General features: G+C 55.3%; 19 protein-coding genes, 3 tRNA genes and 1 rRNA gene. 16 read left to right on the top strand and 7 right to left on the bottom strand.

Annotation, left to right across the window (positions count from 1 at the left end; all coding sequences use genetic code 11):
- Positions 1–88, top strand: a 5S ribosomal RNA gene (gene rrf, locus RO22_RS23965); the annotation flags it as partial.
- A 267-nt stretch (positions 89–355) separates the two neighbouring features.
- Here rrf and hisC read toward each other — a convergent pair.
- Complete coding sequence (gene hisC / locus RO22_RS23475; RefSeq protein ID WP_084625540.1) at positions 356–1,414, bottom strand: histidinol-phosphate transaminase; 1,059 nt, start codon at positions 1,412–1,414, stop codon at positions 356–358.
- Between the two features lie 166 nt (positions 1,415–1,580).
- Between hisC and RO22_RS23470 the strand changes: the two genes are divergently transcribed.
- From RO22_RS23470 to mnmH, 4 genes are all read left to right on the top strand, one after another.
- Positions 1,581–2,027 (top strand): copper resistance protein NlpE N-terminal domain-containing protein, encoded by a 447-nt coding sequence (locus tag RO22_RS23470; RefSeq protein ID WP_041159535.1) that lies wholly within the window; start codon positions 1,581–1,583, stop codon positions 2,025–2,027.
- 154 nt (positions 2,028–2,181) lie between these two features.
- Positions 2,182–3,552, top strand: a complete 1,371-nt coding sequence (radA, locus tag RO22_RS23465) for a DNA repair protein RadA (protein WP_041159540.1) — start codon at positions 2,182–2,184, stop codon at positions 3,550–3,552.
- A 56-nt stretch (positions 3,553–3,608) separates the two neighbouring features.
- Positions 3,609–4,646, top strand: a complete 1,038-nt coding sequence (gene selD / locus RO22_RS23460) for a selenide, water dikinase SelD (RefSeq protein ID WP_027958873.1) — start codon at positions 3,609–3,611, stop codon at positions 4,644–4,646.
- A complete protein-coding gene (gene mnmH / locus RO22_RS23455; RefSeq protein WP_041159534.1) occupies positions 4,643–5,743 on the top strand; it encodes a tRNA 2-selenouridine(34) synthase MnmH in 1,101 nt (366 codons plus the stop codon). The genes selD and mnmH overlap by 4 nt, the downstream gene beginning before the upstream one ends.
- Positions 5,744–5,763: 20 nt before the next feature.
- On the opposite strand, the gene RO22_RS23450 is transcribed toward mnmH, so the two are convergent.
- Positions 5,764–6,453 carry a type 1 glutamine amidotransferase gene (locus RO22_RS23450; RefSeq protein ID WP_022522031.1) on the bottom strand — a complete coding sequence of 230 codons (690 nt, stop codon included), beginning with the start codon at positions 6,451–6,453 and terminating at the stop codon, positions 5,764–5,766.
- A gap of 122 nt (positions 6,454–6,575) precedes the next feature.
- Here RO22_RS23450 and RO22_RS23445 point away from each other — a divergent pair, with 122 nt between their 5' ends.
- A complete protein-coding gene (locus RO22_RS23445; RefSeq protein WP_041159533.1) occupies positions 6,576–7,178 on the top strand; it encodes a YjaG family protein in 603 nt (200 codons plus the stop codon).
- 3 nt (positions 7,179–7,181) lie between these two features.
- Here RO22_RS23445 and RO22_RS23440 read toward each other — a convergent pair whose 3' ends face one another.
- The 5 genes from RO22_RS23440 to hisB all read right to left on the bottom strand — a co-directional run bounded on the left by RO22_RS23440 (position 7,182) and on the right by hisB (position 10,556).
- A complete protein-coding gene (locus RO22_RS23440; protein WP_041159532.1) occupies positions 7,182–7,688 on the bottom strand; it encodes a hypothetical protein in 507 nt (168 codons plus the stop codon).
- 28 nt (positions 7,689–7,716) lie between these two features.
- Positions 7,717–8,490: an imidazole glycerol phosphate synthase subunit HisF gene (hisF, locus tag RO22_RS23435; protein WP_008957631.1), complete on the bottom strand. Its 774-nt coding sequence runs from the start codon at positions 8,488–8,490 to the stop codon at positions 7,717–7,719.
- A complete protein-coding gene (hisA, locus tag RO22_RS23430; protein ID WP_022522035.1) occupies positions 8,487–9,233 on the bottom strand; it encodes a 1-(5-phosphoribosyl)-5-[(5-phosphoribosylamino)methylideneamino]imidazole-4-carboxamide isomerase in 747 nt (248 codons plus the stop codon). Before hisA ends, hisF begins: the two co-directional genes overlap by 4 nt.
- An 11-nt stretch (positions 9,234–9,244) precedes the next feature.
- Positions 9,245–9,886 (bottom strand): imidazole glycerol phosphate synthase subunit HisH, encoded by a 642-nt coding sequence (gene hisH / locus RO22_RS23425; RefSeq protein WP_022522036.1) that lies wholly within the window; start codon positions 9,884–9,886, stop codon positions 9,245–9,247.
- 76 nt (positions 9,887–9,962) lie between these two features.
- Complete coding sequence (gene hisB / locus RO22_RS23420; protein WP_041159531.1) at positions 9,963–10,556, bottom strand: imidazoleglycerol-phosphate dehydratase HisB; 594 nt, start codon at positions 10,554–10,556, stop codon at positions 9,963–9,965.
- A 197-nt stretch (positions 10,557–10,753) separates the two neighbouring features.
- Between hisB and RO22_RS23415 the strand changes: the two genes are divergently transcribed.
- The 10 genes from RO22_RS23415 (at position 10,754) to RO22_RS23370 (ending at position 19,547) form a co-directional block, all read left to right on the top strand.
- On the top strand, positions 10,754–11,236 hold the full coding sequence (locus RO22_RS23415; RefSeq protein ID WP_009288590.1) for a GNAT family N-acetyltransferase: 483 nt from the start codon (positions 10,754–10,756) through the stop codon (positions 11,234–11,236).
- On the top strand, positions 11,236–13,575 hold the full coding sequence (locus RO22_RS23410) for an AsmA family protein (protein ID WP_041159530.1): 2,340 nt from the start codon (positions 11,236–11,238) through the stop codon (positions 13,573–13,575). Before RO22_RS23415 ends, RO22_RS23410 begins: the two co-directional genes overlap by 1 nt.
- A gap of 139 nt (positions 13,576–13,714) precedes the next feature.
- Positions 13,715–14,809, top strand: coding sequence for an A/G-specific adenine glycosylase (gene mutY, locus RO22_RS23405; RefSeq protein WP_041159529.1), 1,095 nt, complete (start codon positions 13,715–13,717; stop codon positions 14,807–14,809).
- A 59-nt stretch (positions 14,810–14,868) separates the two neighbouring features.
- Positions 14,869–15,144: an oxidative damage protection protein gene (locus RO22_RS23400; protein ID WP_027958863.1), complete on the top strand. Its 276-nt coding sequence runs from the start codon at positions 14,869–14,871 to the stop codon at positions 15,142–15,144.
- Between the two features lie 229 nt (positions 15,145–15,373).
- Positions 15,374–15,449: transfer RNA gene (locus RO22_RS23395), tRNA-Phe, on the top strand.
- 6 nt (positions 15,450–15,455) lie between these two features.
- Positions 15,456–15,530, top strand: a tRNA-Gln gene (locus RO22_RS23390).
- Between the two features lie 72 nt (positions 15,531–15,602).
- Positions 15,603–15,678: transfer RNA gene (locus tag RO22_RS23385), tRNA-Thr, on the top strand.
- Between the two features lie 593 nt (positions 15,679–16,271).
- Positions 16,272–17,450: a transporter substrate-binding domain-containing protein gene (locus RO22_RS23380; RefSeq protein ID WP_041159528.1), complete on the top strand. Its 1,179-nt coding sequence runs from the start codon at positions 16,272–16,274 to the stop codon at positions 17,448–17,450.
- Positions 17,447–18,097, top strand: coding sequence for an ANTAR domain-containing response regulator (locus tag RO22_RS23375; protein ID WP_022522042.1), 651 nt, complete (start codon positions 17,447–17,449; stop codon positions 18,095–18,097). The genes RO22_RS23380 and RO22_RS23375 overlap by 4 nt, the downstream gene beginning before the upstream one ends.
- Positions 18,098–18,371: 274 nt before the next feature.
- On the top strand, positions 18,372–19,547 hold the full coding sequence (locus RO22_RS23370) for an urea ABC transporter substrate-binding protein (protein WP_200890280.1): 1,176 nt from the start codon (positions 18,372–18,374) through the stop codon (positions 19,545–19,547).
- The last annotated feature ends 6 nt before the right edge of the window (positions 19,548–19,553 follow it).

The following is a 19,553-nucleotide window of genomic DNA, read 5'->3' as shown; positions in this document are numbered from 1 at the left end:
CTGATCCCTTGCCGAACTCAGAAGTGAAACCGCTTAGCGCCGATGGTAGTGTGGGGTCTCCCCATGCGAGAGTAGGTCATCGTCAGGCACTTATTTAACGAAGAACCCAGCCAACCGGCTGGGTTTTTTGTTTGCGGGGAAGAAAAACAAGGGGTCTCCCCATGGAGAGTCCCGGAGCGCCGGCCGCCGGATGGCCGGCCCGATCATCGTCAGGCACTTATACGAAAAAATCCCCCAGGGCTGATGCCTTGGGGGATGTTTTTGCGTGAGGGGGAGGTTGTGAGGGGAAATAGTAAGGAGTAAAGGGTGTGAGCTGCCAGCAAGGCTCTCCTCACTCCTTACCCCTCACCCTTTACTAGAGAAGCATTTCTAACGCTTCAATCAGGCTATCCATCTCATCATCGGTGCCGATGGTGATGCGTAGGAAGTTGTTGAGGTCTGAGGTATTAAAATGGCGCACCAGAATGCCCCGCTCGCGTAGGCCAGCAAATAGCTGCGCGCCTTCGTGGTTAGGGTGCTGGGCGAGCACAAAGTTAGCCTTAGAGGGCAATACTTCAAATCCCAACGCTTCAAGGCGCCGGTGAGTGCGTTCACGGGTGGTGATAACACGCTCGCGGCAGGCTTCAAAATGCTCGACATCTTTGAGTGCGGCGATGCCTACTAAGCTTGCCAAACTATCCACTGGAAAAGAGTTAAAGGAGTCTTTTACCCGCAACAGGCCATCGATCAACTCCTCTGAGCCCACCGCATAGCCTAGCCGCAAGCCTGCCAAACTGCGTGATTTAGAAAACGTACCGGTGACGAGAAGGTTAGGGTAGCGATCAATCAGCGCAACAGCACTCTCTGCGCCGAAATCGACATACGCCTCGTCCACAAGCACTACTCGATCAGTGACGCGCTTTAACAGCGCCTCGATAGTCGCAAGCGAATGCGCGTGGCCAGTAGGGGCGTTGGGGTTAGCGAAAATAACGCCGCTGCGGCTAGTATCCGCTCCAAGCGCATCAATATCGACTTCCCACTGCTTATTGAGCGGATGCTTTCGCAGCTCAACGCCATAAAGGTTGGCGTAAACGGGGTAGAAACTATAGGTGATCGTGGGTACGTCTAGTGGTGCGCCATGGCGGAAAAATGCCTGAAAGGCAAACGCCAGCACCTCATCGGAACCATTACCGACAAACACTTGGCCACTCGCTACCTGAAACGTCTCCGCTAACGCTTCACGCAGCGCTGCAGAGGTTGGGTCAGGGTAGAGGCGTAGATGATCGGTCGCGTAGTCACGCAGTGCCTCACCGACACCTGGCGCAGGTGGGTAAGGGTTTTCATTGGTATTGAGCTTTACAAGCTGCTCGCGTGGCTGCTCGCCGGGCACGTAAGGCGTAAGTTCGCGAACGGCCGGACTCCAGTATTGGCTCATGTGGGTAACCTGATTATCCTAGCAAGGTACACCATGGTCGCTTGAAGGCTAACTAAGCGCAAGCATTCGCATCACTAGGGGTGTGCGTCGCACCTTGTAGCGGTTATGCTGTCATAAGTGCGCGTAAATAAATGTGATGTCCAACACGAGATTAAGGAGACACTCTATGCAACTTAAGAGTTTGCTGGCCGGTTCGGCCATGTTGGCACTGCTGGCTGGCTGTGCAAGCAGCCCCATGGAGCAGCAGCAAGAAGAGGCAGCTGCCGCACAGCAAAATTACCAAGGTTCATTACCTTGCCGCAATTGCGATGGTATCGATCTGGATGTCACGATGGTGGGTGAAGAGATGAGCGCGGCTGAAGAGCGTACCTTCACACTGAATGCTTCTTACCGTAACCACCCTCAAACACCGCCGGATGAAAACTACGCGGGTAACTGGGAAGTGCTAACCGGTACGCCTTCCGATCTGGACGCCACTGTTTACGAACTGACGCCAGATGGCGATGGTCAAATCTACTACTTCATGCGTATTGATGAGAGCACGTTGGAGTTGATTGATCCAGAGCGTCGCCGCTTTGAAAATGGTGAAATGCTGCAGCTAAAGCGTCAATAAGACGTTAGCCAGTAGTACAAAAGGCGGCCACTGGCCGCCTTTTGTGTTTGCTGGCACTCATGAATATAAAGTACGCGACAGTAAGTGATGAATACTAGCGGCAGCCAAGCGTAAGTTGCCCCTTAGTGACAGCAACAGTAGGAGTGTAATGGCAGTGGCCAAAGCCAAAAGCGCCTTTGTGTGTACCGAGTGCGGTGCCGAATACCGTAAATGGCAGGGACAATGTAGCAGTTGCCACGAGTGGAACACGCTCAGTGAAGTGCACTTGGCGAGCGCCCGCCCTGGTGGCGGCGCAGCCCCCGGTCGATCTGGCTACGCGGGAGATCTGTCCCGTGAAGTGATCGACCTGGGCAATGTGGATCTTAGTGAAGTGCCGCGTATGAGCTCGACGTTCGCGGAGTTTGATCGCGTGCTAGGCGGAGGGTTGGTGCCCGGGTCAGCGGTTCTGTTGGGTGGTAATCCTGGGGCGGGCAAATCGACCCTGCTGCTGCAAACGGCCTGCAAGTTGGCCCAGCAGCGGCGTATCCTCTATGTGACCGGTGAGGAGTCACTCTCCCAGGTAGCGATGCGTGCGCACCGCCTACAGTTGCCCACCAATGGTTTGAAAATGCTGGCCGAGACCAGTGTAGAAACTATTCTGGCGGTGTCTGAGCGGGAGAAGCCAGAGATTCTGGTGATTGACTCCATCCAAACCATGCATCTGGAAGATATCAGTTCTGCACCCGGTGGCGTTGCCCAGGTGCGCGAGTCAGCCGCGGCGCTAACGCGCTTCGCCAAAAAGACTAATACGGTTTTGCTGCTGGTAGGTCACGTCACTAAGGACGGTTCGCTGGCGGGCCCTAAAGTGCTTGAGCATATGATTGATGCCTCGCTGCTATTAGAGGGGGGCGCCGACTCACGCTTTCGTACCCTGCGAGGGCAGAAAAACCGCTTTGGTGCCGTCAACGAGCTAGGCGTCTTCGCTATGCTTGAACAGGGCCTTAAAGAAGTTAAAAACCCCAGCGCGATTTTTCTTTCTCGCCAGGAGGAGCAGGCGCCAGGTAGTTTAGTCATGGTGGTGTGGGAAGGCACACGGCCGATTCTGGTCGAGGTACAGGCGCTGGTGGATGAGTCTGCGCTGGGTAATCCTCGTCGAGTCGCCGTCGGCGTGGATCAAAACCGTCTGGCCATGCTGTTAGCGGTACTTAATCGCCACGGCGGCCTGTTTACCGGCGACCAGGACGTATTTTTAAACGTCGTCGGAGGTGTCAAAGTGCTCGAAACCAGCGCTGATTTGGCAGTACTGTTGGCGGTGGTCTCTAGCCTGCAAAACCGAGCCCTGCCCAAAGAGCTGGTGGTCTTTGGTGAGGTTGGACTGTCGGGCGAAATACGCCCGGTGCCCAGTGGTCAGGAGCGCATCGCCGAAGCCGCCAAACACGGTTTTCTACGTGCCATTGTACCCCGCGCTAATGCCCCCAAGCAGCCGCCCAAAGGTATGGAGGTCATTGCCGTGGATAAGCTTAGCGACGCGCTGGACGCTCTGTAGTATGCGCCATGCTGGGCTAAACTGATGATATTCCCCAAGTGCCAAGGAGAGACACGATGAGTTCGATTCGCTTGACCCAATATAGCCACGGCGCAGGCTGCGGCTGCAAAATCGCCCCAGATGTGCTGGATGGGATTCTGGCCAAGGCAGGGCCAGCGGCGGGCCATAAGCGGCTTATCGTCGGCAATCAAGGGCGCGAGGATGCGGCCGTCTACGATCTGGGCGATGGTCGCGGCATGATTGCCACCACGGACTTCTTTATGCCCATTGTCGATGACCCCTTCGATTTTGGACGTATCGCCGCCACCAATGCCATCAGCGATGTTTACGCCATGGGCGGCACGCCGGTGATGGCGTTAGGTATTCTCGGTTGGCCGCTGGATAAACTCAGCGCTGAAGTGGCGGGGGACGTAATGGCCGGCGCCCAGGCGGTATGTCGCGAATTAGGCGTTGCCCTGGCGGGCGGTCACTCCATTGATGCGCCCGAGCCGATTTTCGGGCTCGCGGTAAACGGCTTAGTCGACCTGGATAAGCTCAAGCTAAACAGCACCGCCAAGCCGGGTGATCTACTGTTTTTAACCAAGCCGTTAGGCGTGGGCATGCTAACCACAGCAGAGAAACGTGGCTTGCTGGAAATGGGCCACCATGGTCTTGCCCGTGAAACGATGCTCAAGCCCAATAGTATTGGTGTGAAGCTTGCCAATGTAAAAGGGGTGAACGCCATGACCGATGTCACTGGTTTTGGCTTGGCGGGCCACCTTGCTGAAATGTGCCAGGCCAGTAACGTCATGGCCCAGATTGATTTCCGTAAGTTGCCTCGTCTGGCCGAGGCAGAGTCCTACCGCCGCCAAGGCGCTGTGCCTGGAGGTACGCTGCGTAATCGTGATGCGCTGGGGGAAAGCTTGCCGGCCATGGATGAAGCCCACTGGCAGTGGTTGTGTGACCCCCAGACTTCCGGCGGCCTGCTGCTCAGCGTTGACCCCGCCTGGGAGGATGACGTTGAGCGTATTGGTCGCGAATTCGGCCTGTCGTTACAGTCATTCGGCGTCATGAAGGCGCGCCAGGGTAAAGCCTCCATCGAGGTGGTCGGGTGACACTGGCCACAACTCCAGCCACCACACCGGCGGTATTGGGTTTAATTAGAGAAGAGCGACCGCTAATAGATGTGCGCGCCCCGGTGGAGTTTGCCCAGGGTGCGCTGCCCGGTGCCGTCAATCTGCCCTTAATGGTCGATGACGAGCGTCATCAGGTGGGCATCGCTTATAAGAAGCATGGTCAAGCCGCGGCGATTGAGCTAGGTGAGCGTTTAGTCAGCGGCGAGGTCAAGCAGGCTCGGGTCGCAGCGTGGCAGAAGTGCTTAGCCGAATACCCAGATGCATTGATTTACTGCTTTCGCGGTGGACTGCGCTCGCAAATTGCTCAGCAGTGGCTGGAAGAGGCCGGTATCTCAAGGCCACGGCTGGAGGGTGGCTGGAAGGCTATGCGCCAAGCGCTCTGTGAGCGCATTGATACGGCCGCGCTTCAGCCAATGCTGGTTGTTGCAGGGCTCACCGGGTGTGCAAAAACAGCGCTGATTAATCAGCTCGATAATGGCGTCGACCTGGAAGCTTATGCGCACCACAAAGGTTCTGCTTTTGGACGCAGACCTGAAGAGCCTGCTACTCAAATCAACTTTGAGCATGCGCTGGCCAAGCGGCTAATCGGGCTGATGGAAGGGCTGGTCATCGAAGATGAGTCCCGTCAGATTGGCAGCGCCAATATTCCCTTGAACTTCTGGCGGGCGCAGCAGCAAGCGCCGCGGGTGCGTATCGAAATGCCGCTGGATTGGCGCCTTGCTCAGATTCAGCAGGACTATATTATCGACCTGGAGCAGGCCTATGCCGCTCGTCATGGGGCCTACCAGGGCTGGCAATTAATGCAGGCGCAGTTAAGTAATTCCCTTATCCGACTAGGAAAACGCTTGGGTAACGCGCGCCTTCAGCGCTTACAGCGGCTGCAGGCGCTGGCATTCAAAGAGCATGCCCAGGGCAACCCCCAAGCCCATGAAGCCTGGCTTGCGCCGCTGCTCACCGAGTACTACGACCCGCTCTACCGCTACCATTTAGAGAAGCAGCGCGACGCTGCGCCGCCAGAGATTCATGTGGGCGATTGGGATAGCTGCCTAGAGGCCGCCAGGCAGTGGAACCGCTGACGGCCTTATAGCTTGTACTGTTACGCTGCTTTAAGCCACTGGGTCATCAGTCGGTCGAGCTGTGGCGCGAGGTGAATAAAGCGGTTGGGGTCTTCTAATATTTGGGCCGCATCCTGAACATAGCGGGTAGTGGAAGGTGACGCTTCAGGCCACTCGGCTGTGCCCAGTAGCTGTTTCACGCTAGCCGCAGTGGCTTCCAGGTGGCACAGCAGGCCGATGACACGACCTCTGTCCCATGCAAACCCTTGCAGCGGTGCAGCTTCGCTACCGCCTAGGGGCAGCGCATCGTCGGGTAAACTGAAGACATAGCGATGCCACATAAAAGCGCTGAATGTTTCGGGTAAATCCAGCAAGCTTTCCGGCGCTAGGGTGACTGTATGCCAGCCTGTTTCAGTATAGGTACCAGGCGCTACCACCGAGCCCAGTGCCTGGGCTATCCAGTGGGCGCCTACGCCAATACCCAGCAGCGGTTTTTGACCATCCAAATAGCGGTTGATGAGCTTATCTTCGGCTTTAAACCACGCCGGAGGATGGCTGAGTAGCTCTTCTGGGCCATCAAGTATAATCAGTGCATCAGACTCGTTTGGGCGGGGCGTTAGCTCGCCTGCGTAGAGATGAAAAACGGTGTAACTATGGCCCATACTGGTTAGCCAATCGGTTAATCGGGCGGGGCCATGGTCAGGGCCGTGCTGTAGCAGATGAATATGCATGGTAATCTCCTCGCCGGCCGTACAATCATCAAAGCGCTGGGGATCGCCCCAAGCGTAGAGAGACGATAACGTACCCGCTAACTTTCACCAATATCCCACAGCAGGCGATCCAGGAAATCAGTATGGTGTCGAAACCCCAGGGCTTTTACAAACGGTTACAAGGACTCCCACTACCTGCCCAGCAAGCCTTCATGGCGGCGTTGTGTGAACGTTTGCTGCCTAACTATATGCTTTATCAGCAAACCACCGGCCACGGCGATAGCCATACGCTAGGCACCGTGCTGAGCTTGGTCTGGGAGCGGCTTAATGTGCCCAATGCCAGTATCGACTTTGCCCGCCAAGCGGAAAAGCTAGCCGAGTGTGAGCCGCCCGAAGAGGATGACAGCTTTGGTGCCCGGCGCGCCCTGGATGCAGTAGTGTCGGTCTCAGCGCTGCTGGACACCCTGCAAGGCGACTCCCCAGAGGCCGTGCTGGATGTTAGCCGCACATCCCGAGCGGGCGTACGCGCCTTTATAGAGCTTACTGAAGGCGAGGTTGACGCGCAGAAGCTAGCGCTGATTATTCGCGACCATCCGTTGATGGACGACGAAAACGATTTTCAGGATGCCGTATTGGAAGCCGTCAGCGAACCGCTGGATAAGGCGTCGCTGAAAGAGGTGCGTGAATTAGGTCGCAATGGTGGCATCAGCAATCTGGGTTTATCGCTAGACGACGTTGAGGAGTAGCGACTAAAAGCGCATCCCTGCGGTTATCATCATGCCTGCGGTGCCGAAAATGATCAGGTCTGATTCAAACCGGCCCCATTGCACACCGATACTGGGGAGTGCGGCCGGGGCGATTTCCAAGTGATTGAGCGGAATTTTGTCGCGATACTCGCCTTTATAGCCGCGCAGGAGTCCGCCAGTGAGTTTGGCGCGCACGTTTATCCCCTGATCGGTTTGCCAAAGAGGGAACTCCCGCCCCGCATAGAAGTACCAAGAGGGCTGATCGAAGGAGTTTTTGAACCAAGCCCCGCCCGCTAACCAGTGATTCGGATTATGCAGTTCAATGCTAACCAGGTCTTGTTGGTTAGTGTGTTCCGGGTCGGGGCTGAAGTGGCGGGTATAAAGGCTGGTTTGCACCAGGGTGTGATCCCACTCCAGCGACGGTGGCCAATCAGGTAGCGTGAAGGCAGTAGCAGGCGTGCTTAATAGCAGGCCTGCGAGCCATCCCATCCATGGGTGTAAACGAAACATTCGAAGCTCCTGGTTGATAGAGGGCATTTTAAAGCCGCATTTCGATACCGCGTTCGGCCATATAGCGCTTAGCTTCAGGGATGGTGTATTCGCCAAAATGGAAAATACTGGCGGCCAGCACTGCATCGGCACCACCTTTGAGTACGCCATCCACCAGGTGATCCAGGTTGCCCACACCCCCTGAGGCTATCACCGGAACGCTCACCGCTTCGGAAATCGCGTGGGTCACGCCCAGGTCAAAGCCAATCTTGGTGCCGTCGCGATCCATGCTGGTGAGCAGTAGTTCGCCCGCCCCGAACTCAACCATCTTCTTCGCCCATTCAACGGCGTCAAGGCCTGTTGGGCGGCGGCCGCCGTGAGTGAAAATCTCCCAACGGGGCGTTTCTCCCTCTTTAGAGACCCGTTTAGCGTCAATCGCCACCACAATGCACTGGCTACCAAAACGCTCGGCGGCTTCGCGAACAAACTCAGGGTTAGTGACCGCTGCGGTGTTGATCGATACTTTGTCCGCTCCGGCGTTCAGCATAGTGCGAATGTCGTCACAGCTGCGAATGCCGCCGCCGACGGTTAGCGGAATAAACACTTCGCCAGCAATGCGTTCAACCATCTCCACCGTCGTGTCGCGGTCTTCGTGGCTAGCGGTAATGTCGAGAAAGGTGATTTCATCGGCGCCCTGCTGGTTATAGCGCTGGGCAATCTCCACCGGATCACCGGCATCGCGAATACCGACAAAATTAACGCCTTTGACCACGCGCCCGGCGTCTACGTCCAGGCAGGGGATAATGCGTTTGGTAAGGCTCATGAACTGCCTCCCGTCAGTTGGTCGCTCAGCCGCTGAGCTTCGGCAACATCCAGGCTGCCTTCGTAAATTGCCCGACCGGTAATAGCGCCCAGGATACCGCTATCAGCAACCTCGCAGAGTGCTTTGATATCGTCCAGGTTGGTCACTCCACCGGAGGCGATCACCGGCAAACCGCCTTCGCGGGCAAGCGCCGCGGTGGCTTCCACATTGACGCCTTGCATCATGCCGTCGCGGGCAATGTCGGTGTAGACAATGCTGGAGACGCCGTCGTTGGCGAAACGCTTGGCAAGCTCAGTGGCTTTTACCGTGGAGACCTCTGCCCAGCCGTCGGTGGCGACATAGCCATCTTTGGCATCAAGTCCAACGATCACATGGCCGGGAAAAGCGCGGCACATCTCGCCCACAAAAGCGGGTTCTTTAACTGCCTTGGTGCCGATAATCACATAAGAGACACCGGCGCTTAAGTAGTGCTCGATGGTTTCCGCACTGCGAATGCCGCCACCAATTTGAATCGGCAGATCCGGGTAAGCGCGGGCGATAGCCGTCACGGCGTCACCGTTCACCGGTTTGCCTTCAAAGGCGCCGTTCAAATCTACCAGGTGCAGGCGACGGGCGCCTGCTTCTACCCAGCGCGCCGCCATGGCCACCGGGTCATCGCCGTAAGACGTCGCGTCTTCCATGCGGCCCTGCTTCAATCGGACACACTGGCCGTCTTTGAGATCAATAGCGGGAATTACCAACATACAAAATCCTCTCAGGGCGTCCAGGTGACAAAGTTTTCAAGCAGGCGAAGGCCCGCGCGGGAGCTTTTTTCGGGGTGAAACTGCACCGCGAAGGTCGCGTCACGGCCAATGGCCACGTGGGCGGTTACCTTGCCGTATTGGGTCGTACCAAATACTTGTGCATCTTCATCGGCATTAACGTAGTAGCTATGCACGAAGTAGAAGTGTTCGTGATTATCAATACCTGCCCAGAGAGGGTGTTCATGGTGCTGCTCTACCACGTTCCAGCCCATGTGCGGTACTTTCAAGCGCTGCTCGTGGGCGTCGCGCATATCGCCAGGGAAACGATCTACACTGCCTTTAAAGAACCCCAGGCACTCTACGCCGCCATTCTCTTCGCTGCGCTCCAGTAGCATCTGCTGGCCCACGCAGATACCCAGCAGCGGTTTGGCCTGGCGGGTTAAGATATCCTCCACCAACCCGCGTAACTCGGTGCGCTCAAGTTCGCCAACGCAGTCGCGAATGGCCCCTTGGCCCGGTAGCACTAAACGCGTTGCGCCGAGGATACGGCGCGGGTCGCGGGTAATGACGACATTCTCATGGGTCACATGCTCCAGCGCTTTGGCTACAGAATGAAGATTGCCCATTCCATAGTCGATTACAGCAATGGTCATGAAGCGCTCCTTGGAGAAGTGGACAAAATAGGGCTAACGGCAAAGCCCGTGGCATCGCGCAGGCTACAGCGCAGCATCATAAGCTCCCTTTGGTGGAGGGCATTTGGCCTGCCATGCGCGGGTCTTCCATCACGGCCATGCGGAGTGCTCTGCCAAAGGCCTTGAAGATCGTTTCCGCCTGATGGTGAGCATTAAAGCCTTTGATGTTGTCGATATGCAGCGTCACGCGGGCGTGATTGACAAAGCCTTGGAAAAACTCCCAGAACAACTGAGTGTCCAGGCTACCGATAGTGTCGCGGGTGAATTCAACATTCATAAACAGATCAGGTCGACCGGAAAAGTCGATCACTACCCGGGAGAGTGCTTCATCAAGAGGAACATAGGCGTGACCATAACGGTAAATGCCGCGTTTATCGCCAATTGCTTCAAAAAAAGCTTGGCCTAGCGTAATACCCAGGTCTTCTACGGTATGGTGGTCGTCAATATGCAGGTCGCCAGTGGCATTGATGTCGAGATCGATCATCCCGTGGCGAGCAACTTGATCAAGCATATGATCCAGGAACGGAACGCCGGTTTGGCAGCTAAGACGGCCTTCGCCATCGAGATTGACGCTGACCTTGATCTGCGTTTCGTTGGTGTCACGGCTAACCGTGGCAATACGCGCTGACATGTTGCATCTCCTGCGCTGAAGCGCACTCTGAGGGATGGCTGGTGGCGATCATCAACTTACCACTGATTTGATCGGCCTGTGGCGAAGCGACCATTATAGTGAATCGGCGCCCTCATCCGCTACAATGCGCGAAATGTAGCCGCAATCAATTGCGGCAGAAATAGCAGCCAGGCTGCTTTGGCGAAGAGGATTTCACCATGCCGGTGACACTGCACCATGTCGACCAGGCCCGTTGGGAAGCCGATGAGCAGGTGCGCCTTGATCTTATGCGCATCTATCAGGATGCGCCCCAAGAGCGTATGCCCACCCCAACGGTTGAGCCATTTATTGAGCAACATTTTGCAGGCCAGCACTTTTTTGCCTGTGCTCTCTTCAACGATCGGCTGCTGGGGGCCGTCGCCGTTCAGGAGGGCGCAGACCGGGCGTGGTGGCTATCTGAGCTCTGCGTGCGCAAAACCACCCGTCGCCGTGGCGTCGGTTCGCGCTTGATGGCGCTGCTTGGCGAGCAAGCCAAGCAGGAAGGCCGTGTCCTGCGCATTGAAACGTCCACTTTACCACTGGCCGACCGCGTGCTGCTCTCCAAGCTAGGTTACCGGCCAATGGCCAACCCAGAAACGCCGGCAGCGGGTATGCCCGCCACCAGTGATTTTGTTGAGTTAGACCCACAAGGGAAAGGGTAATGAAACAGCTATTACGTATCTTGCTGGCAGCAGTCGGCATTCTCGCCATCGTTGCGGTCGCCGCCGTGGTCTACGTGACCACCTTTCTGGATCCAGAAGACTTCAAGCCCCGTTTAACTGCTGTCGTGGAGGAGCAAACGGGACTCAACTTGGCGTTGGAAGGCCCGATTACCTGGTCATTCTACCCGCGTATCGGCGTCAGTGTAGAGAAAGCCCGCGCCTGGTTGCCCGAGCAGGCTGAAGAGAGTGCTGCCTTTGCGGCTATTGACCGCGCCGAGGTGAGCGTGGCATTCGGCCCGCTATTGCGAGGGGAAATTGCCGTCGACGGCCTAACCCTGGACGGTATGCGCCTTAACTTAGAGCGCGATGAACAGGGTGAGGGTAACTGGGAGCCCTTGTTAGAGCGCCTTTCTGAGCACAATGAAAGCGCGGCTGAAACGGTGCTAGCGCCCGCCAGTGCTGGCCCCAATGCGGACGCCGGTAGCTTGGCCGTGGTGTTGAGTATTGCCAGCGTTGAAGTGAAAAACGCCGACATTCGCTTCCGCGATGCGCAAACCCAAGCACTGTGGCGTATGCAGCAACTGAATATCTCGGGTAGTAACGTTAACCCGCTGCGCGCCTTTCCGCTGAAGGCTATGTTCACACTGACCAAGCATAACCGGCTCGATGCCGAGGTATTGGAGCGTGCCCCTGATCTGACCAGCGATATCAATCTTGAAACACGCGTGCGGCTTGGGTTGGCAGATAAGCTTTTCGCCCTGGAAAATATGGCACTGACCACTCGAACCACCAAGGGGGCAGAGAGCGAGCCACAGCAGCTAAGCTTGAAGGCCGCCGAACTGGTTGCCCGTATGGGCGAGCAGCAGCTCACCATTAAAGAGGGGCTGCTCGAAACGGGCCTGCGTAATGCGGATAACTGGCAGGGCAGCTTGGCGTTGGCGCTCGCCTTTGGCCTGGAGGGCGACTGGCAGGCACAAACGGCGCAGTTGAAAGACTTGCAGCTTACCGGGCCGGATGGCTTAAGGGTGAGCGGCCACCTTAATATTGAGCAGTTGCGCGATGCTCCCCGTTATCGTGGTCAGCTAACCGCTGCCCCCTTTACGCTACGCCCCTGGCTTGCCCGTGCTGGCGTTACCCTAACCACCGCGGGCGAGGCTGCGCTCAGCGATGTAGCCATGACCAGTCCTATCGAAGGTGATGCCGAGCAATTCTCTTTGCCTAGCCTCTCGTTGGTCGTCGACGACAGCACCTTTACCGGCGAGCTGACGGCGGCGCTGAATGGCTCACGCCTGGCGTTTGATTTAGCCGGTGACCAACTAGACCTTGATCGCTATCTACCCGGTGAGGCCACCGCCAAACAGGCGAGTCGCGGTTTACTGCGTAAAGCTTTTGCTCAGGAAAACAACACACTAGTGCCGCAATCATTACTCAGCGGGTTGGCGCTAGAGGGCGACCTGAGTGTCGATACGCTTATTTTTGCGGGCCTGACCTTCAACAATCCACGCTTGCAACTGCGTGGCGACGACGGCGTTCATCGGCTAACGGCGTTTGAGTCAGGCTTCTACGAGGGTGAACTCCGCGCGACCGGCCAGGTTGATGCTACGGATTCCATCCTTGAGTGGGCGCTATCGCCGACTATTAACAACGTTCAGGTGGCGCCGTTGATTGAAGCGATCAGTGAAAAAGAGGAAGCATCACCACTGCGCGGTCGCTTTAATTTAACCGGGGATGTCACCAGTCAGGGCAATACCCGTGAAGCGCTTATCGGCAACCTCAATGGCGCGCTTAATGCTCGTCTAAACGAAGGCGCCATTTTAAATACCAACATTTCCAAGCAGATGTGTGAACTGGTTGCCCAGTTAGAGGGGCAGGGCACTTTGCGGGATTGGCACACCGATACGCGCTTTGAGCGTTTTGATGCTACCTTCCAAATCAGTAACGGCTTAGTGGAGAGTGACGACCTGCTGATTACCCTGCCCGGCATCGATGTGCGTGGAGAAGGTGAACTGGATCTCGCCAGCTTGAACTTTGATACCCGTGCTAATGCTCGTTTGGTCGACACCGCTGACGCGGCCTGTGAAGTTAACCCGCGCCTGGAACAACTGCCGCTGCCCGTACGCTGTGAAGGTAATCTTGGCGATGAACGCACCGAGTGGTGCCGGTTCGACCGTGAGATGTTCCAGACCGCTGTGGTCGACCTACTGCGCAACGAAACGGGGGATCGTGTTAATGAAGAGCTGGAGGAGCGTCTAGGCGACTCTTTAGATGAGCTAGATGAACGCCTTGGCGAAGGCGCTGCTCAAGAGCTTCGCGATGGCCTACGCAGTCTGTTTAACTGAGCATCGACGCAGGATGTAAAGTGACGCATTTATCGAAACAGTAAGTGCTGCGCCGGCCTAAACGCCGGCGCTTTTTTATATTGGCACTGGTGTATGCCCATTGCTGTTTCATATACCCATTTCTGTTTAAGGAGCGTGCATGGCAGATATGCCCACGCCGCGGCTAGCGGCAAGCGAATTCCAACAGCGCCTACTGGATTGGTTTGACCGCTACGGCCGTCACGACTTGCCGTGGCAGTCGCCGCGTAGCGCCTACCGCGTGTGGGTGTCGGAAATCATGCTGCAGCAAACCCAGGTTGCCACCGTTATCGGCTATTTTGAGCGTTTTATGGCGCGCTTTCCTACCCTGGAAAGTCTCGCCAAGGCCCCGCAGGATGAAGTGCTGCACCTCTGGACGGGCCTTGGTTACTATGCCCGTGCGCGCAACTTGCATAAAGCTGCCCAGGTTGCGTTAGCGGAGCACAATGGCGAACTGCCGATGGAGAGTCTCGACGCATTAGTCGCTTTGCCTGGTATTGGCCGCTCCACCGCTGGCGCTATCATTGCGCAAAGCACGGGGCAGCGTGCGGCTATTTTAGATGGCAATGTAAAGCGCTCGCTCACTCGTTTGCATGCGCTGCCCGGCTGGCCGGGCAAGCCCAATGTGGAGAGAAAGCTGTGGTCGCTGGCGGAGTACTACACCCCAACAGAGCGCCTAGCGGATTACACCCAGGCGATGATGGATTTTGGCGCCACGCTATGTAAACGCAGCAAACCGGACTGCCTGAGCTGCCCATTTAACGATGTCTGTTTGGCCTACGCCCAAGGCGAACCAAAGTGCTACCCGGAATCCAAACCCAAAAAGGCGCTGCCCACACGACAAACGATCATGCTGATGCTGCGTGACCCGGAAGGCCGGATATGGCTTGAGAAACGCCCTCCCAGCGGTCTGTGGGGCGGGTTATGGAGTTTGCCGCAGTTTGAGAAGTACAGCGAGCTCAATGACTGGCTTGAAGACAACGCCGTTAACCCTAAGCGGGGAACTACGCCGCCTAGCTTTTACCACACCTTCAGTCATTTTCGCTTAGAGATTACCCCGCAGCCGGTGAGCTGCGATAGGCTGGGCGGTGTTCGTGAAAGCGGCGTATGGTACGACGTTAACCGTCCGCCTGAACTGGGCCTTGCTGCTCCCGTTAAAGCGCTGCTCAGCCAGCTAACGCCCTTTAGCCTCAATCCGACACCAGGGCACGCTTAAGCGTTTGCTAGCTGATTGGATGAGATCATTGAATGAAGTCGCAGAACCAGGAGCACGTTATGAGCAATACCGTTTTTTGCCGCAAGTACCAAAAAGAGTTGGAAGCACTGCCATTCCCACCTTTGCCGGGTAAGCAGGGGCAGGAGATTCAGGCCACCGTTTCCAAGCCCGCTTGGGAAGCCTGGCAGGCGTTGCAAACCCGCCTGATCAATGAAAAGCACCTCAACATGCTCGACCCCGAATCCCGTGCGTATCTAATGGAGCAGATGCAGCGCTTCCTGGACAACCAGGAAACCGACCAAGCCGAAGGTTATGTGCCGCCTAAGCAGGTATGAGCAGCAGGCATGAATAGCAGGGCATGAAGAGAGCGGTTGTTCGTTCTGAGTACAAGGGGGATTGATCGAGCAACTGACTTGTAATCAGTGGCTCTAGGTATGGGTGTATCGAAGGCCGAGCCAGAGATGGCGTAGGAAAAAAGACTTCTAAGCATCGGTATCGCAAGAAAGTTTCACAAAGGTGTTGACGGAAAGCGGCGTTTTTAGTTTAATACGCACCGTTGGCAGCGGCCAGATAGCTCAGTTGGTAGAGCAGGGGATTGAAAATCCCCGTGTCGGCGGTTCGATTCCGTCTCTGGCCACCACACTGCTGGGGTATCGCCAAGTGGTAAGGCACCGCTTTTTGGTAGCGGCATTCCCAGGTTCGAATCCTGGTACCCCAGCCATTGCCAACAAGATTTCTTGTTGATTGCAGAGCCTAACAGCGAAGCAATCAAGTTCTCAAGAAAACGTGAAGCGCCGACATAGCTCAGTTGGTAGAGCAACTGACTTGTAATCAGTAGGTCCCGGGTTCGACTCCTGGTGTCGGCACCACTGAAAAGTGGTTAAAAGCAACATGTTAGAGACTCAAAAAGGCTACCTTCAAAGGTGGCCTTTTTTGTTTTATTCCCCAAATTCTGCATCTGCGTACTGTTTCTTTCAAGACCACTTCTGCCTGTTCTTATCAGATTGGCAAATCGTATCTGAGTAGTCGAAATGACCTGATTTGTTGGCGGCCTTCAGCAGATTCTATAAAATCCTTCATCCTCGACTGTCTGGTTTTCACGGCTATACAAGCATGGGAAGCCTGAGTGCACCTTCGTGCAGCATAAATTCTTATGTGTGTATCAAAAAGAGGCGAAGCACCTACATTAAAGGTGTTCAAAAGCCGCTATTGTGGCATGTTGTTTAATTGGCACGTTTGTTGCTTTAGTTTGTTTATAGTTGTTTAGTGGTAATGGCCTTCGACTTAAGAATAGCGTCAATGAGTTGACAAAGTCGATTAGGGGTCACAATACTAAGTTTAGTAATTGACATATTGTGCGTCGGCATACACCGAAAAGGCACAGAGCAATAGGGCTCCCATCGTTACCGTCAGGTAGCGTTGTGAGCCCTTTTTTTATGTCCGCGAACAGGAAGGTTAGTCAATGAACCGTCGTATTCCGGTTGGCATTCTCTTCTCTACCCAAGGCCCTTACGCCACCGTTGGCCGCTCAATGCGCGATGGGGCGATGCTGGCGCTGGAAGAGGTCAACCAGGACAAACGTTTCTCCTTTGAGCTTGTGCCCATCGAATGCGAACCGGCCGGTGATACCGCTGCCTACGGCACCCACGTGCGCAGCTTGCTACGCCATGAGGGCGTAAAGCACGTGATTGGTTGCTATACGTCTTCCAGTCGAAAAGAAGTCATCCCGATTTTCGAAAAATACGATGGCTTGCTGTGGTATCCGTCGCACTACGAAGGTTTTGAGACCAACAATAACGTTATCTATACCGGCGCCGTTCAGAACCAACATGTTCTGCCGCTGATGGACTATGTGCTTGCCCATATCACACGAGATGTTTACTTCGTAGGCTCTAACTATGTATGGGCCTGGGAAAACGGCCGCATCATTAGGGAACTTACCAAAGCACACGGTGGAGAGATGATCGCCGAGCGGTACTTGCAGGTAGGTGATTTGGATGTGGCACGCATCATCGAAGAAATCCACGAAAAGCGCCCCGCCTTCATCATGAACATGCTGATCGGTGAGTCTAGCTACGCGTTCTACCGGGCGTTTGCAAAAGCTCGCGCTGAGAATGCGGCACTACAAGAAACGGTCATTGGTAGCTGCACACTTTGTGAGCCGGAACTCGCCCAGATCGGTTCGCAGGCATGTAGTGGGCATCTTGCATCGAGTGTCTACTTCTCGACCATTGAGACGGATGTTAACAAGCAGTTCGTTAAAAGTTACCGCAAGCGATATGGCCACAATGCTTTACCGAGTGCAGATGCAGAGGCTTCTTATAACACCGTTCATCTTCTTGCCCTGGCGCTGGCTGGCGCCGATTCAGTTGATATCGAACGGGTGAAAAAAGCCTTGCATAAAACGTCGTTCCAAGCCCCGCAGGGCATGGTTCATGTCGATCCTGAGAGCAATCACAGCTACTTGACCGTCCGGCTAGGAATATCCCGTGAAGACGCGACGTTCAAGGTGATTTCAGAAGCAAACGCCCCCGTTCGCCCGGATCCTTATCTCGTTTGGGCTGAAGCATGTGGTGGAAGCTCTGCTCAGACGGAAACGCCCATTGCTCAAAACAATATTGGCTTGAGGATCGTGCGATGACTGTTACCACACGACGTAACTTCAGGGGCCACCGTGCATTGGTTGTGTGTGCCGCCGAAAAGGATCGGGCGGTGCTGAGCCAGTTCCTTGTAGAACTGGGAGTTACCCCGGTCGTTTATGAAATCCACGATGAAGTGGGGGCTGATAGGCCGTTTGACTTGGTGTTCTTCGATGATGAATTGGGACGCCAGTTCGGCAGCATCACTCGCATGATCGACAGTGTCCAGGGGCCGGCGATTGCCCTGATCGGTTCGGATGCGCCGAGCTCGGTCAATTGGTTCATCGAGCGCCGAGTTTGCGGCTATCTCACCAAGCCGTTACGTAAGGCCGGTATTCTCGCGAGCCTAATTCTCGCTAACCAAAAGTTTAATGAGCGCTACGAGACTGAGCAGAGACTTCAACGTCTGGAACAGCAGGTGCGTGCACGCCGAGTCGTTTGTACGGCGGCGATCAAGCTCATTGAGGATATGGGCGTTTCCGTCAATGACGCTTTTGCCCTGTTGCGCTCGGCGAGCATGAACCGACGTCTATCACTGGAAGACCTCTCGGCGATGATCGTCTCCGGCGAGATTGCTATGGCAGCGCTGAAGGGAGATTTCGATGTCACCGATGGTCTCGGGGAAGCCCGGTTCAATCGCTACTTGTAGTGGCCTAACTAACAATAAGCGAGACAACAAGCGAGGCAAAAGTGGGGCACATCATTGAACTCTAACACCTAACCACACGATTTTAGCCGTCATTGCGTTTAAGAGCAGAGCGTCGTTTCTCATTTCATGTAGAGGCGATGTAGGAAGCTGTATTGCCGCAGGAAGGCGTTAAAGCGTTGCAGGAAACAGTAAAAACTAAACTGGGAGTATACAAATGAAATACTCAACAATTCAGAGAACGATAACCTTATCAACTCTGATGGCTGGCGCTTTTGTGGCCAGCGCTTCGGCAGATGATCCTATCCGGATCGGTGTGTTAGAGGATCAGTCCGGCAACTTTGCGGCAGTCACTCAGGCGAAGGTGAGTGCCATTGAATTAGCGGCTGAGGAAATCAATGGCGCAGGCGGTATCGCGGGTCGCGAGGTGGAACTCGTCGTTTACGACACTCAGTCTGATGATCGTCGTTATCAAGAGTTAATGCGGCGGGTTCTCCAGCGTGATCAAGTGGATACCGTCTTTGCGGGGTTTGCTTCTTCATCAAGGGAAGCATATCGACCGATTGTTAACCAGTTTGATGGGTTGGCGTTTTATAACAATCAGTATGAAGGCGGCGTATGTGACGCCAACATGATTGTCACTGGCGCTGTTCCGGAGCAGCAGTTCTCGACGCTGATTCCCTGGATGATGGAAGAGTATGGCCCTAAGGTCTATACGATCGCCGCGGACTATAACTTTGGCCAGATCTCGGCGGAGTGGGTTAGACAGATTGTGGAAGAGGAAGGCGGGAAAATTGTAGGCGAGGCGTTCATTCCACTGAGTGTTTCACAATTTTCACAGACAATTCAAGATATTCAGGGTGAGGATCCAGACTTTGTAGTAACCCTACTTGTCGGTTCCAACCAGGCGTCTTACTACGAGCAAGCGGCATCGGCAAATCTGGGGCTGCCCATGGCATCGTCAGTAAATGTCGGACAGGGCTACGAGCATAAGCGCTTCGCGCCCCCAAGCCTTGCAAACATGTTTGTTACCACGAACTTTATCGAAGAAGTGGATACCCCTGAGGCTAACGCGTTTGTTGAGAAGTTCTATGAGCGCTTCCCTGATACGCCCTATGTGAATCAGGAAGCCGCGAACTCTTACATTGCTATGTACCTTTATAAGCAGATGGTCGAGCGTGCCGGCGGTTCGACCGACAAAGAAGACCTTCGCGAAGTGATCGCCGAGGGCGATGTCTGCTTCGATGGCCCTTCTGGCACCGTGTGTCTCGACCCTAAGAGCCAGCATATGTCTCACAATATCTTTCTGGCGAAAGTGGATGAGAACCACGAGATATCTTTCCCCGAAACTTGGGAAAATATCGAGCCGTACTGGCTGGGTGAAAATGGTTGCGATCTGACCCAGAACGATCCAAGTGCCCAGTACACCCCTTCTAGCCCTCCCAACGAGTAAATATCA

The sequence above is a fragment of the Halomonas sp. KHS3 genome (assembly GCF_000830495.1).
Taxonomy (GTDB): Bacteria; Pseudomonadota; Gammaproteobacteria; order Pseudomonadales; family Halomonadaceae; genus Vreelandella; species Vreelandella titanicae.
This window is presented reverse-complemented; position numbering and strand designations above follow the sequence as displayed.